The 13,403-nt window shown below is 71.8% G+C and carries 13 protein-coding genes and 1 tRNA gene; 3 read left to right on the top strand and 11 right to left on the bottom strand.

Annotation, left to right across the window (positions count from 1 at the left end; translation table 11 throughout):
• Positions 1-94: 94 nt before the first annotated feature.
• A complete protein-coding gene (locus QC385_RS05735; RefSeq protein ID WP_279540160.1) occupies positions 95-694 on the bottom strand; it encodes a TetR/AcrR family transcriptional regulator in 600 nt (199 codons plus the stop codon).
• Between the two features lie 165 nt (positions 695-859).
• Here QC385_RS05735 and QC385_RS05730 point away from each other — a divergent pair, with 165 nt between their 5' ends.
• On the top strand, positions 860-4,090 hold the full coding sequence (locus tag QC385_RS05730) for a S41 family peptidase (protein WP_279540159.1): 3,231 nt from the start codon (positions 860-862) through the stop codon (positions 4,088-4,090).
• Between the two features lie 79 nt (positions 4,091-4,169).
• Here the strand turns inward: QC385_RS05730 and QC385_RS05725 are convergent, their stop codons facing one another.
• The 4 genes from QC385_RS05725 to QC385_RS05710 form a co-directional block, all read right to left on the bottom strand.
• The gene (locus tag QC385_RS05725; protein WP_279540158.1) at positions 4,170-4,397 is read right to left on the bottom strand and encodes a hypothetical protein; all 228 of its coding nucleotides are present in this window, start codon (positions 4,395-4,397) and stop codon (positions 4,170-4,172) included.
• Between the two features lie 76 nt (positions 4,398-4,473).
• Entirely contained in the window at positions 4,474-5,358 is an 885-nt protein-coding gene (locus QC385_RS05720; RefSeq protein WP_279540157.1) for an SDR family oxidoreductase, read from the bottom strand.
• A complete protein-coding gene (locus QC385_RS05715) occupies positions 5,355-6,278 on the bottom strand; it encodes an alpha/beta fold hydrolase (protein ID WP_279540156.1) in 924 nt (307 codons plus the stop codon). The genes QC385_RS05720 and QC385_RS05715 overlap by 4 nt, the downstream gene beginning before the upstream one ends.
• Entirely contained in the window at positions 6,275-7,810 is a 1,536-nt protein-coding gene (locus tag QC385_RS05710; RefSeq protein WP_279540155.1) for a flavin-containing monooxygenase, read from the bottom strand. Before QC385_RS05710 ends, QC385_RS05715 begins: the two co-directional genes overlap by 4 nt.
• A gap of 130 nt (positions 7,811-7,940) precedes the next feature.
• Here QC385_RS05710 and QC385_RS05705 point away from each other — a divergent pair, with 130 nt between their 5' ends.
• The gene (locus QC385_RS05705) at positions 7,941-8,588 is read left to right on the top strand and encodes a MerR family transcriptional regulator (RefSeq protein WP_279540154.1); all 648 of its coding nucleotides are present in this window, start codon (positions 7,941-7,943) and stop codon (positions 8,586-8,588) included.
• A 213-nt stretch (positions 8,589-8,801) separates the two neighbouring features.
• Here QC385_RS05705 and QC385_RS05700 read toward each other — a convergent pair whose 3' ends face one another.
• A complete protein-coding gene (locus QC385_RS05700; RefSeq protein ID WP_279540153.1) occupies positions 8,802-9,596 on the bottom strand; it encodes an exodeoxyribonuclease III in 795 nt (264 codons plus the stop codon).
• A 69-nt stretch (positions 9,597-9,665) separates the two neighbouring features.
• Between QC385_RS05700 and QC385_RS05695 the strand changes: the two genes are divergently transcribed.
• Entirely contained in the window at positions 9,666-10,142 is a 477-nt protein-coding gene (locus tag QC385_RS05695) for a GNAT family N-acetyltransferase (RefSeq protein ID WP_279540152.1), read from the top strand.
• Positions 10,143-10,215: 73 nt separating this feature from the next.
• Here QC385_RS05695 and QC385_RS05690 read toward each other — a convergent pair.
• From QC385_RS05690 to moaC, 5 genes are all read right to left on the bottom strand, one after another.
• Positions 10,216-10,289, bottom strand: a tRNA-Ala gene (locus QC385_RS05690).
• Between the two features lie 82 nt (positions 10,290-10,371).
• Positions 10,372-11,568, bottom strand: a complete 1,197-nt coding sequence (gene sepX / locus QC385_RS05685) for a divisome protein SepX/GlpR (protein WP_279540151.1) — start codon at positions 11,566-11,568, stop codon at positions 10,372-10,374.
• Positions 11,569-11,740: 172 nt separating this feature from the next.
• Positions 11,741-12,388 (bottom strand): GNAT family N-acetyltransferase, encoded by a 648-nt coding sequence (locus tag QC385_RS05680; RefSeq protein WP_279540361.1) that lies wholly within the window; start codon positions 12,386-12,388, stop codon positions 11,741-11,743.
• Complete coding sequence (locus QC385_RS05675) at positions 12,385-12,885, bottom strand: MogA/MoaB family molybdenum cofactor biosynthesis protein (protein ID WP_086845557.1); 501 nt, start codon at positions 12,883-12,885, stop codon at positions 12,385-12,387. The genes QC385_RS05680 and QC385_RS05675 overlap by 4 nt, the downstream gene beginning before the upstream one ends.
• Positions 12,882-13,376 carry a cyclic pyranopterin monophosphate synthase MoaC gene (gene moaC, locus QC385_RS05670; RefSeq protein WP_086845559.1) on the bottom strand — a complete coding sequence of 165 codons (495 nt, stop codon included), beginning with the start codon at positions 13,374-13,376 and terminating at the stop codon, positions 12,882-12,884. The genes QC385_RS05675 and moaC overlap by 4 nt, the downstream gene beginning before the upstream one ends.
• Between the last annotated feature and the right edge of the window lie 27 nt (positions 13,377-13,403).

The following is a 13,403-nucleotide window of genomic DNA, read 5'->3' as shown; positions in this document are numbered from 1 at the left end:
GGTTCTGGGCAGGGCTGATCAGCCCGACGACGTGAGCGGTGACGTCAGGTGTGGAGGGCTAGCTCAGGGAATCGTCAGTCGACGGGGGAAGTCGTCAGTCGACGGGAGCGCCGAGGGCGGGGAGGACCACGGCGTCGATGTACGAGGTGAGGAACTCCTGCGTAGGAGGCTGGTCGTCGATGAGCGTGCGCGTGGCGAACGCGCCGACGAGCATGTGCACGATGTAGTCCAGCGCCGGGCGGCCGGCCTGGACCTCACCGCGGTCGACCGCTCTTTGCACCACCCGGTGGAACTCCTCCATCTCGGGCTCGATGAGCAGTTCCTTGAACGCCTGGAGCAGGTCCGGGTTGCCGTGCACCGCCATGAACAGACCGCGCATCAGCGCGGCGTTCTGCTGCATGGTGCAGTCGTCCTCACGGGAGATGAGGGCGTGCAGGTCGCCCCGCAGCGATCCCGTGTCGACGTCGGCGATGCTGCCCGGCTTGTTGTGCCGGATCGCCTTCGCCACCAGCTCCGGCTTGCCGCCCCACTGGCGGTAGAGCGTCGCCTTGCTGGACCGGGTGCGAGCGGCCACGGCGTCCATGGTGAGGGCGTCGTAGCCGACCTCGCGGAGCAGGTCGAGCACGGCCGCGTACAGCTCGGCCTCCCGCTCGGGCGTGATCCGACTGCGACGCACGGTGGCGGTCTCAGCCATCTCGCTCACCTTCCTGCTCCGAACGACACGGTTTCGTACGTCACGAATGTAGCGCAACCCCGTATGAGAACGAAACGGTTTCGTACGTGTCTTGGGTCACGAGGCGGCACGCCCACCGGTTTGCCATAACTTGCTCCGGTCTGCCGCCAGGCAAAGCATGGGGAGGTGAGCTATCTGCGTCTGCCGCATCTCCATGACGACCTGCTGTGCTTCGTGGCCGAGGACGACCTCTGGCTCGCCCCGGTCGACGGCCCCGGCCGCGCCTGGCGGCTCACCGTCGACCGCACCAAGGCGGGCCACCCCCGCTTCTCGCCCGACGGCCGCCACCTCGCGTACACGAGCTGGCGCAGCATGGTGCCCGAGGTCCATCTCGTCCCGGTGGACGGCGGTCCGGGCCGGCAGGTGAGCCACTGGGGCAGCGCCGACACCCGGGTCTGCGGCTGGACCCCGGACGGCGAGATCCTGGCTGTGGCCTCACACGGCGAGCCCTTCTCGTACTTCACCTGGGCCTACAAGGTCGCCCTCGACGGAGACCCGGGCCGCAAGCTGCCCTGGGGGCCGGTCGCCGACATCCAGGTCGCCGATCTGGGCGGGGAGCGCAAGTCCCTCCTCCTCACCGGCACCCCGCCGCACGAGCCGGCCGCCTGGAAGCGCTATCGGGGCGGCGCCACGGGCAGGCTGTGGCTGCACGGCGAACGGCTGCTGGCCGACCTCGGCGGCCACCTGCACTCCCCCATGTTCGTCGGCGGCCGGATCGCCTTCCTCTCCGACCATGAGGGCGTGGGCAACCTCTACTCGTGCGCCTACGACGGCTCCGACCTGCGCCGGCACACCGACCACGACGCCTTCTACGCACGCCACGCCTCCAGTGACGGCACCCGGGTGGTGTACCAGTGCGCGGGCGACCTGTGGCTGGTCGACGACCTGTCACCGGACTCCGAGCCGCGCCGGCTGGACGTACGGCTGAGCGGGCCGCGCGCGGGGCGGCGCCCGTACCAGGTGGCCGCCGCCCAGCACGTCGACGGGATCTCGGTCGACGAGACCGGGCGGGCCAGCGCGGTCGTCGTACGCGGCAGCCTGTACTGGCTCACCCACCGGGACGGGCCGGCCCGCACCCTCACCGACACCCCGGGCGTCCGGGTGCGGATGCCGGAGATGCTCGGCGCGAGCGGGCGGGTGGCGTATGTGACGGACGCCGAGGGCGAGGACGCGATCGAGATCGCCTCCCTGCCCCGGGCGAGCGGCGACCGCGGGCCACGGCGGCCGGCCTCGGGCGGACTGGGCCGGGTCCGCGAGCTGGTGTCGGACCCGGAGGGCGAGCGGCTGGCGGTCGCCTCGCACGACGGGCGACTGCTGCTCGTGGACGTGACCGAGGAGTCCGCCGGTGAGGTCACCGAGCTGATCCGGTCGGTCAACGGGCCCGTGCGCGACCTCGCGTTCTCCCCGGACGGGGCGTGGCTGACCTGGTCGCATCCGGGGATCGGGCGGACCCTGCGGCAGATCAAGATGGCCCGGATCAAGGACAGGTTCGTCGTCGACGTCACCAACGGCCGCTTCGAGGACGAGAACCCGGTCTTCACGCGCGACGGCCGCTACCTCGCCTTCCTCTCCTGGCGCGGCTTCGACCCCGTCTACGACGTGCACACCGGCGACCTGTCCTTCCCGCTGGGCTGCCGCCCGTATCTCGTGCCGCTGTCGTCCGCGACGCCCTCCCCGTTCGCGCTGAACCCCGAGGGCCGCCCGGCCGCCGGGGGCCTGGACCCGGTGGAGGACGACGAGAACGGGGAGAACGGCGCCGTGATCGTCGAGGTCGAGGGGCTGGAGAGCCGGGTCACGCCCTTCCCGGTGGCCGCCTCCAAGTACTCTGCCCTGCACCCGGTGGCGGGCGGCGGGCTGGTGTGGCTGCGCTGGCCGATCTCGGGCGCGCTGGGCGAGACGTTCGCGAACCCGGACGACACCAGCGGCCGGCCGACCCTGGAGCACTTCGGCATCACCAAGGCCAGGAAGTCCGAACTCGCCGTGCACCTGGACTTCTTCGCGGTCAGCGGCGACGGCACACGGCTGGTGATCGTCGACGAGGGCGAGCTGCGCGCGGTGCCCGCCACCGAACCCGGTGACGCCGACACGACGGTGTGGATCGACGCGCGCCGCATCCTGCACGTGGTCGACCCGGCGGCCCAGTGGCGGCAGGCGTACGAGGAGGCCGGGCGGCTGATCCGGGCGTACTTCTGGGAGCCGGGCATGTGCGGCATCGACTGGGACGGGGTGCTGGACCAGTACCGCCCGCTGGTCGAACGGGTCGCCTCCCCGGACGAGTTCGCCGACCTGCTGCGCGAGGTGCTGGGCGAGCTGGGCACGTCCCACGCGTACGTCGCCGCCGCCCGGCGCAACGAGGGCCCGCCGCACTACCAGCGCCGGCAGGGCCTGCTGGGCGCCAACTTCGTACGCAGGGACGGCGGCTGGACGGTCAAGCGGATCCTGCCCGGCGACTCCTCCGACTCCAAGGCCCGCTCCCCGCTGGCCGGCACGGGCATTCGCGAGGGGGCGGTCCTGACCCACGTCGACGGCCGCCCGGTGGATCCGGACGCGGGCCCGTATCCGCTGCTGGCGGGCGCGGGCGGTACGACGGTGGAGCTGACCTTCTCGCCGGCGGAGGGCGCGGGCCCGCCCCGGCGGGTCGCCGTCGTCCCGCTCGTCGACGAGCGGCCGCTGCGCTACCAGGACTGGGTGGCCAAACGCCGGGCGGTGGTAAGGGACTTGAGCGGCGGGCGGTGCGGCTATCTGCACATCCCGGACATGGGCGGTTCGGGCTGGGCGCAGTTCAACCGCGATCTGCGTATGGAGGTGTCCCGGCCCGCGCTGATCGTGGACGTGCGCGGCAACGCCGGCGGCCACATCAGCGAGCTGGTCATCGAGACGCTCAGCCGCACGATCCTGGGCTGGGACCTGACCCGTGACGCGCAGCCCGTGTCGTACACCTCGAACGCGCCGCGGGGCCCGGTGGTGGCCCTGGCGGACGAGGCGACCGCCTCCGACGGCGACATGATCACCGCAGCGTTCAAGCTGCTGAAGCTGGGCCCGGTGGTGGGGCAGCGCACCTGGGGCGGTGTGGTCGGCATGACCGGCCGGCACGAGTTGGGCGACGGCACGGTCATCACGGTGCCGATGAACGCGGCCTGGTTCGACGCCTACGGCTGGTCGGTGGAGAACAAGGGCGTCGCCCCCGACATCGACGTCCTGCGCACCCCGCTGGACTGGGCGGAGGGCCGTCATGCCCAGCTGACCGACGCGGTGGAGCTGGCGCTCGGGCTGCTGGAGACCAATCCGCCGGCGACGCCGCCGACCTACAGCGACGTACCGGACCGCTCCCGTCCGAAGCTGCCGCCCAGGATCTGAGAGGACCAGGATCTGAGAGGACCAGGGCATGCGGAAGGGGTGCCCCGCGCGGAGCACCCCTTCCCTTCAGCACGCAACGTCAGGCGTCGTAGTCCTGGTCGAAGCGGTCCTCCTGCTCGCGCTCACGCTCACGCTCGCGGTCGCCGCCACGGTCGCGCTGCGGCTGCGGCTGCGGCTGCGAGGGGTCCATGTCCTCGTCGCGCCGGCGGCCACGGCCCTGCATCTGCTCGCGGGCCTGGTCCGCCTTCTGCCGGGCCTGGTTCTGCCACTGCTCGGACTTCTCCTGGAACTGGTCCTTCATACCCATGTGGGTTCACTCCCGTTGGGGGTGAGGGGATCTGGCTCGACCAGATTCACACGAGCCGTGACGCAGTGCATGTCGATCACTTACGGAGCGTAGTTCTCTGCTGCTCATCGGCCGCTCCGCCCGCCCCGACGAGGCCCGTGCGCATGCCCGTCAGCCGGTCCGCGAACCGCCGCATCTCCCGCCGGCCCACCGTCTCGATGATCCCGGGCAGATATCCGCGCACGCCCTGCATCCCGCGCAGCCACCACTGCCCGTAGACATGGCCCGACCGGCGCTCGATCCCGGCCACGAGCCGGTCCACCGCCGGGCCCAGCGGGTACGTCTTGTTGGACGGCCAGGGCAGCCGCTGCCTCAACTCCCGCATGACGTCGTCCTGGTCGGCCCCGCGCACCATGTCGGTGTCGGTCCACGACAAGTACCCGACGCCGACCTTCACGCCCCGGTGCCCGACCTCGGCACTGAGGCTGTGCGCGTACGCCTCCACCCCGGACTTGGACGCGCAGTACGCGGTCATCATCGGCGCCGGAGTGATCGCCGCGAGGGACGCGATCTGGAGCAGATATCCCCGGCTCTCCATCAGCAGCGGCAGGAAGGCGCGGGCGGTCACCGCCGAGCCGACCAGGTTGACCTCGATCACCCGCCGCCAGGACTCCGGGTCGGAGTCGGCGAACGGACCGCCCGTGGCGACACCGGCGTTGGCGACGACGATGTCGACCCTGCCGAAGCGCTCCTTGACCTCCTCGGCGACCCGGGCCATCGCCTCGTGGTCGGTGACGTCGGCGTGCCAGTGGTCGCTGTCGCTGTGCAGCCGCGCGGACACCTCCTTGAGCGCGTCCGGTTCGAGTCCGACCAGCGCGATCCTCACGCCGCGCGCGGAGAGCTTGCGGGCCAGCAACTCCCCGACGCCGCGCGCCGCACCGGTCACCACGGCGACCCTGCCTTCGAGGCTCACCCTGCTCATGCGCTCTCCTCGGATACGACCTGGATGTGTGCCTGGACGAGTTCACGGATCTTCCCGGTGACCAGCTCGGGCGCCTCGACGGGCGTCATGTGGCCGATGCCGGGCAGCTCGGTGAGCCCGGTGCAGTGCGGCAGCGCTTCGGCCAGGGCCCGGGCCTGCACCGGCGGCGTGAGCCGGTCCGCCGTACCGACGACGACGGCCGTGGGCACGTCCAACTCCCGTACGCCGTGGTCGAGGTCGAGCAGGTCCAGCACGTGCGACCAGGTGTAGCGGACCTTGCGGGGGCAGGCGTGCACGATGCGGGCGCAGGCCTCGACCATGTGCGGGGCCGAACCCGGGCCCATCGTCCCGTACTTGAGGATCCGGCGGGCCAGGGGCGTGACCGGGCCGAGCGGCGCCCGGGAGCCCAGGATCCGCCGGGTCAGCCAGGTCCGAAGCCGCCCGGGCCGCATGGGGACGACGGTCGAGGCCGCGACCAGCTGCGAACTGCCCGTGCTGCACAGCAGGACGGCGGCGGTGTGCTCGCGGAAGGCGGTCCTCACGGAGGCCGCCATCACGGTCATGCCGCCCATGGAGTGCCCGGCGACCACGGCCTGTTCGCCGGGCGCCAGGGTGGCTTCGAGTACGGCCTCCAGGTCGTCCGCGAGGGTGTCGGTGCTGCACGCCGGGCTCGCGGGGCTGCGTCCGTGGCCACGCTGGTCGTAGGCGATGACCCGGTGGTCGGCGGCCAGATCGCGGATCTGCGCCGCCCAGAAGGCCGTGGAGCAGGTCCAGCCGTGGGCGAGGACGACGGCGGGGGCTGCGTCGGGCCCGTGGATCTCTACGTGCAGCCGGGCGCCGTCTGCGGAGACGGCGGTCAGTTCGCGCGCGGGGGCGGGCGGGGCGTAGGGCCCGGAGTCGACGGACAGGAGGCGGCTCACGCGTCCACCCCCGCCTTCTTCCCGGCCTTCTCGGCCGTCTGCTCGGCGGCCGGGGCCCGCAGGACGTCGTACTCCGCGAGGTCCACCCGCCGCGTCGCCCGCCGGAACTCGGCTGTCGTACCGGGCCAGATGGTGGTGTTGCGGCCGCTCGCGTCGAGGTACCAGCTGGTGCAGCCGCCGGTGTTCCACACGGTCCGCTTCATGCGCTCCTGCACCCGGTGGTTCCAGGCGCTCACGGCGCTCGGCCGGGCGTCGAGGGCGACCCGGCCGCCCAGGACGTCGAGCTGGCGGACGAAGTCGGCGAGGTAGTTCAGCTGGGACTCGATCATGAGGATCATCGAGGAGTTCCCGAGGCCGGTGTTGGGTCCGATGATCGTCATCCAGTTGGGGAAGCCGGCGGCGGAGGCGCCGCGCAGGGCCTCCATGCCGCCCTTCCAGGTCTCGGCGAGGGTCCGCCCGTCGGCGCCCACGACGCGGTCGGCGATGGGCATGTCGGTGACGTGGAACCCGGTGCCGAAGACGATCGCGTCCACCTCGGCCTCACTGCCGTCGGCGGCGACGAGGGTCGACCCGCGCACCTCGCTCAGCCCGCCGGCGACCACGTCGACATTGGGCCGCGCGAGCGCCGGGTAGTAGTCGCTGGACAGCAGGATCCGCTTGCAGCCGATGCGGTAGTCCGGGGTGAGCTTCGCCCGCAGGGCCGGGTCCTTGATGGCCCGGGCCATGTTGCGCCGGGCCAGCTGCTCGACGAAGCCGAGTTCGTTCGGGCGCTTGGTGAACGCCTGGACCTGCAACTCCCGGATACCCCACAGCAGTCCGCGCCGCAGCTGCGAGGTGAAGGGCAGCTGCCGGTGGAGCCACCGCTCGGCTTCGCTGATGGCCCGGTCGACGCGGGGCATCACCCACGGCGGGGTGCGCTGGAAGAGCGTGAGCCGCGACACGTCGGGCTGGATGGCCGGCACGATCTGGATGGCCGAGGCCCCGGTCCCCACCATCGCGACGCGCTTGCCGCGCAGGTCGTAGTCGTGGTCCCAGCGGGCCGAGTGGAAGACCTTGCCGGGAAAGGAGTCCAGTCCCGGGATGTCCGGCACCTTCGGTTCGGACAACGGCCCGGTGGCGGAGACGACGACGTCCGCCGACAGGCTCCCGCTGCTGGTCTCGATGTCCCAGCACAGCCGCTCGGCGTTCCACGTCATCCGCTTCACCTCCGAGTCGAAGCGGATGTGCGGCCGCAGCCGGAACACGTCCGTCACGTGCTCCAGGTAGGCGCGGATGTGCTCCTGCCCCGAGAAGGTGCGCGGCCAGTCGGGGTTGGGCGCGAAGGAGAACGAGTACAGATGCGACGGCACGTCACACGCGCACCCCGGGTAGCTGTTGTCGCGCCAGGTCCCCCCGACGCTGCTCGCCCGCTCCAGGACGACGAAGTCGGTGACGCCCTCGCGGCGCAGCCGCACGGCGGCCCCCAGCCCGCCGAACCCGGAACCGACCACCGCGACCCGCACATGCTCGCGTTCGTGTTCGCGTTCGCCCATGCCGACACCTCCACACACCACGAGAACCATGCCAGTGAACACTGGCGCAATGGGAGAGTAGGACAGTCGCGTACTGATGGGTAGGGGGCCGTCGAGGAAAGTTACCCTCGGTACGCCTTAAGGTGCCCAGGTGGCCGAGAAGCGTGAATACCGCATGGAAGAGCTGGCCCGCCTGGCCGGGATCACGGTGCGCACCCTGCGCTTCTACCGCGAACGCAAGCTGATCCCGCCACCTCGCCGGGAAGGCCGGATCGCCTGGTACGACGACCAGCACCTGAACCGGCTGCGCACGATCACGGCCCTTCTGGAACGCGGCCACACCCTCAGCGGCATCGCGGAGCTGGCGGAGGCCTTCGACCACGGCCGGGACGTCGGCGAACTGCTCGGCGTCGGCGCCCCCACCGAGGAGGAGCCGGTCCACCTCACGCCCGAGGAACTCGCCGACCACTTCGCGGGCGAGGCCACCCCCGAGAACCTCGCCGCCGCGATGGAGCTCGGCTACCTCGGCACCGACGGCAACGAGATCGTCCACATCAGCCGCCGCCTCCTGGACGTCTCCTCGGCCCTGGTCCGCGAGGGCATCCCCCTCGCGGAGGTCCTCGACGCGGCCAAGCAGGTCCGCACCCACGCCGACGCCCTCGCCGAACTCTTCACCGGCCTGGTCCTGCGCCACGCCTCCGAGGACGACCTGCCCCGACTGCGCCCGCTGGCCCGCAGCGTGGTGGAGGCGGAGCTGTCCCTGGCCATGGACCGCAGGATGCGCGGGGGCGGAGGCTGACCGCCGGGTCCTTAGGGGGTGTCCGCAAAGTCCCGTCGTCCGCCCGGAGGGCGGGCCTCGCGGCGTCCGGTGCGTGCTCTGGGGGTCCCCCCGGCCGAAGGCTGGGGGAGTGCCGGGCGGACGCCCGCGTACTGGTTGTACGTGGGTGTTCGCCCGGTGCGGCGAGAGGGCGTGCCGGGCGTCGCGGGGCAGGCGGGACTTTGCGGACACGCCCTAGCGGTCGTAGACGACGGTCACCGGCGCGTGGTCGGACCACCGCTCCGCGTGCGTTGCGGCCCGCTCCACGAACCCCTTGACCGCCCGCCCGGCGAGCCCCGGGGTGGCCACGTGAAGGTCGATCCGCCAGCCGGTGTCGTTGTCGAAGGCCCGCCCGCGGTATGACCACCATGAGTACGGCCCCTCGGTGTCCGGGTGCAGGGCGCGTACGACATCGGCGTATCCGCCGTCCGCGGGATCGAAGACCCGGGACAGCCACTCCCGCTCCTCGGGCAGGAACCCGGAGCTCTTGGTGTTGCCACGCCAGTTCTTCAGGTCGGCACGCTGGTGGGCGATGTTCCAGTCGCCGCAGACGAGGACCTCACGCCCCTCGGCGGCGGCCCGCTCCCGGAGCCCCTTCAGATGGGCGAGGAACTCGCCCATGAAGCGCTCCTTCTCGTCCTGCCGCTCGGTCCCGACCTCACCCGAGGGCAGATACAGGGAGGCGACGGTGACCCCCGGCAGGTCCGCCTCGACATACCGCCCGCTGCCGTCGAACTCGGCGGACCCGAACCCGACCTGGACCCGGTCCGGCTCACGCCGGCTGTACAGGGACACCCCCGCCCGCCCCTTGGCGGCGGCCGGCGCGTGCACGACGTGCCAGCCCTCGGGATCGCGGACGTGCCCGGGCAACTGCTCCGGCTCGGCCCGCACCTCCTGGAGACACAGCACGTCGGCATCGGTCTGCGCGAGCCACTCCACGAAGCCCTTCTTCGCGGCGGCACGCAGCCCGTTCACATTCACAGAGGTCACAGTGAGCACCCCGGCACGATACCGGCACACTGGACGAGGTCCAGTTCCGGATCGAATACGGTAGCCGCCATGCATATACGCCGGGTCTCCTTCGACCACCCCGACGCCATGAAGCTGAACGACCAGGTCCAGGCCGAGTACGCCGTCCGCTACGGGGACGACGGCGACGCCACGGTCATGGCCGCGTCGGACTTCGAGCCGCCGAACGGCATCTACCTGATCGCGTACGACGAGCTCGGCACCCCCGTCGCCTCGGGCGGCTGGCGCGCTCAGGACACGAACGACGAGGGCAACCTGGACGGGGACGCCGAGGTCAAGCGCATGTTCGTGATCGAGCAGCTGCGCGGCCGGGGCCTCGCCCGCCGCATCCTGGCCGCCCTGGAGGAGGACGCCCGCGCGGCCGGCCGTGTCCGCATGGTCCTGGAGACGGGCCTCAAGCAGCCGGAGGCCATAGCCCTGTACACGTCCAGCGGCTATGAGCCGTGCGCCAAGTTCGGCTACTACCGGCACTACGAGTCGAGCCGGTGTTTCGCGAAGAACCTCTGAGCGCTTGGGAACAGACGCCTGGGAACAGAGCAGAGCCCCTGTCGGCTTTCGCCGACAGGGGCTCGAAGCTGCGTGGACCTGAGGGGATTTGAACCCCTGGCCCCCTCGATGCGAACGAGGTGCGCTACCGGACTGCGCCACAGGCCCTTGCAACGAGTGAAACTTTAGCACCCCGATCGGCCTGCTTGGAAATCCGTTCCCGAGGGGCGGTCACCTGCGGCTTCGCGGGCTACTCGTTGGCGGCCCGAGGCCGGCCGCCGTCCTCGTACTGGTCGAACAGCGGTGTGCGGCCGCGCTCCCGTGCCCGCCGTGCGGAGGCCGCACGGCGGGCGTCACTGCGCCCGTCGTCGTCCGCCGCCCTCTCCTGCTCGCGGTGCTCCGCCTCGCCGGAGTCCGCGCCGCCGGCCGGGGCCGGGGCGTCCTCGTGGTCCGGGGTGACGGCGCTCGACCGCGCGGAGCTCCAGGTGTCGGGGGCTCCGAGGTCCACGTCGCTGGTGGCCCGGGGCGCGACGGGTGCGGTCACATAGGTCGGCAGGGGCACCGGCACCGGCTCCCAGCTGTCACCCTGCCCCGGCCGCCGCTGCCGCTCGCGCTGCTGGTCGACCCACTCGGCGTGGTCGGTCTGCTCGACGAGTGCGCGCCGGTCCGCCGCGAGGGCCGACAGTCCGGGGTCGGTCGCCGGCTCAGGTCCTTCCTCCGGGTCGTCGGCCGCTTCGTCGGCGGAGGCGCGCCGGCGGGGCTGCCGCTGGTGCTCCCGCAGCCGCTGGGCCGCGGCCTCGGCCCGGCGGCGGTCCATCTGGTAGGTGAAGCGGCGGCGCTCCTGGGAGCGCAGGTACGCGATGTACACGCTGAGCATGACGGCGGGCACACCGGGCGCCCACAGGAACGCGAGGCCCCCGACCGCGGCGACGATCGCGCCGAGGGTGAAGGCGAGGAACAGCATGGTGGTGGTGCGCCGACGGCGCGCGAGCACCTTCGAGCGCCGGGCCCGCGCTGCGGCTGCCTCGTTCGCCTTGTTCGCCTGGGACGTCGCGCCGCGCCGGGCGGCGGGCACCGGTCCCCGTCCGCGTTCGGCACTCGCCGGTCCGGGTGCCGGGCGGGCCGGCTGCTCGGGGGCGGGCGACGGGACGGGTGCCTGGGTCTGCGGACGCGTCTTGGACACGGCGAAGGCCCGGACGTCCACCGAGTCGGTGACGGCGTCCAGGTCGTCGGCGTCCTGCTCCCCCTCCTCGGCGGAGCGCGCCCGCAGGTCCCTGGCGTACCGGCGCTCCATGGCCGCCTTTCCGGACAGAAGCCGGATGGCGGTGCTGAAGCGTTCCGTCGGACGGGCCTCGTTCAGCTCGTCCTGCCTACGGAGCCACATCGGCACCAAGTAGGCGGCCCAGGCCCCGACAATGACTGCGTAGATGAGGCCGCTGCTGCTCACGCCTCACACGGTAGAGGGGTTTGCGTGAGGCCATCTGCCAATTGAGCCGGTGTGTCGCACGATCTGGCTGATATTTCGAACTTTTTTTGTGACCGATGCGATCAGCAGACCGTCGAGGCCCGGAATTCAATGACCTGAGGCGGTCATCGACCGATCAATTTCGAACACTTATTCAATTCCCGGGGTGGTGCCGGATTCCCGGATTACTCTGCGATCGTGCCCGGTGCCAGCGCCGCAGCAACCCGTCCGGCACCTCTTCCGCCGTCAGCGCGAAGACGAGGTGGTCCCGCCAGGCCCCGTCGATGTGGAGATAACGCGGCCTGAGCCCCTCCTCACGGAATCCGAGTTTCTCCACGACCCGGCGGCTCGGCCCGTTCTCGGGGCGAATGCAGACCTCGATGCGGTGCAGCCCGACCGTGCGGAAACAGTGGTCCACGACGAGCGCCACCGCCGTCGGCATCACCCCGCGGCCGGCCACCCCCTCGTCCACCCAGTAGCCGACGTGCCCCGAGCACATCGAGCCCCAGGTGATTCCGGCCACGGTCAACTGCCCCACCAGCCGACCCTGGTGCTCGATGACGAAGGGCAGCATCCGGCCAGCGTTCGCCTCCGACCTCAGGTGGCGGACCATCTGGCGGAAGGTCGGGCGGTGCGTCAGCGGCCCGCCGGGCGCGGGCGGCGGAATGGTCGCCTCCCAGGGGCGCAGCCAGTCGCGGTTGCGCCGGTTGACCTCGCGCCAGGCCCGCTGGTCGCGCATCTTTATCGGCCTGAGGACGATGTCGCCGTCCACCAGCTCGACGGGCCAGGATGGGCTGTTCAGCTCGCACCCCCAGTGCCGGGTCTGGGGTGGTCACCGCCGCGGAGCTGCTCGACGGCGTGGACCAGCAGCGGCTCCAGGACGGCCAGGCCGTCCTTCACGCCACCGCTGGAGCCGGGCAGGTTGACGATCAACGTCCCGCCCGCCACTCCGGCCAGCCCCCGGGAGAGCGCCGCGGTCGGCACCTTCTCCCTGCCGAACGCCCTGATGGCCTCGGCGATGCCCGGGACCTCGTGGTCGATCACCCGGCGCGTCGCCTCGGGCGTGCGGTCGGTGGGCGAGATGCCCGTGCCGCCGGTGGTGACGATGACGTCGTAGCCGGTCTCGACACCGGCGCGCAGGGCCGCCTCCACCGGGTCGCCGTCGGGGACGACCTGGGGGCCGTCGACCTGGAAGCCGAAGCCCTTCAGGCCGTGCGCGATCAGCGGGCCGCCCTTGTCCTCGTAGATCCCGGCGGCGGCTCGGTTGGAGGCGGTGACGACGAGAGCGCGGTAGGTCATGCCCGGCTCCAGTCGCCCGACTTGCCGCCCGTCTTCTCCTCCACCCGTACGTCCGTGATGACCGCTCCCTTGTCGACCGCCTTGACCATGTCGATCACGGTGAGCGCGGCGACGGAGACCGCGGTGAGGGCCTCCATCTCGACGCCCGTGCGGTCCGTCGTCTTCACGGTGGCCAGGATCTCCACCGCGTCGTCCGCGACCGACAGGTCCAGTTTCACACCGGACACCGACAAGGGGTGACAGAGCGGGATCAGATCCGGGGTGCGTTTGGCGCCCATGATCCCGGCGATCCGCGCGGTCGCGAGGGCGTCGCCCTTGGGGACGCCCTCGCCGCGCAGCAACTCGATCACGCGGGGCGAGACGAGGACGCGTCCGCTGGCGCGGGCGGTGCGCGCGGTCACGTCCTTCTCCGACACGTCGACCATGCGGGCGGCACCCGCCTCGTCGATGTGCGTCAGGCGGTCCTGCGTAGGGGGGTCCTGCGTGCTCATGCTGTGTGGCGCTCCCGGTCCGGCCTG

Source organism: Streptomyces sp. DH10, from assembly GCF_029813805.1.
Lineage (GTDB): Bacteria > Actinomycetota > Actinomycetes > Streptomycetales > Streptomycetaceae > Streptomyces > Streptomyces coeruleofuscus.
Note: the sequence above shows the minus strand (reverse complement) of the source record. Positions and strands in the feature narration are given on the sequence as shown.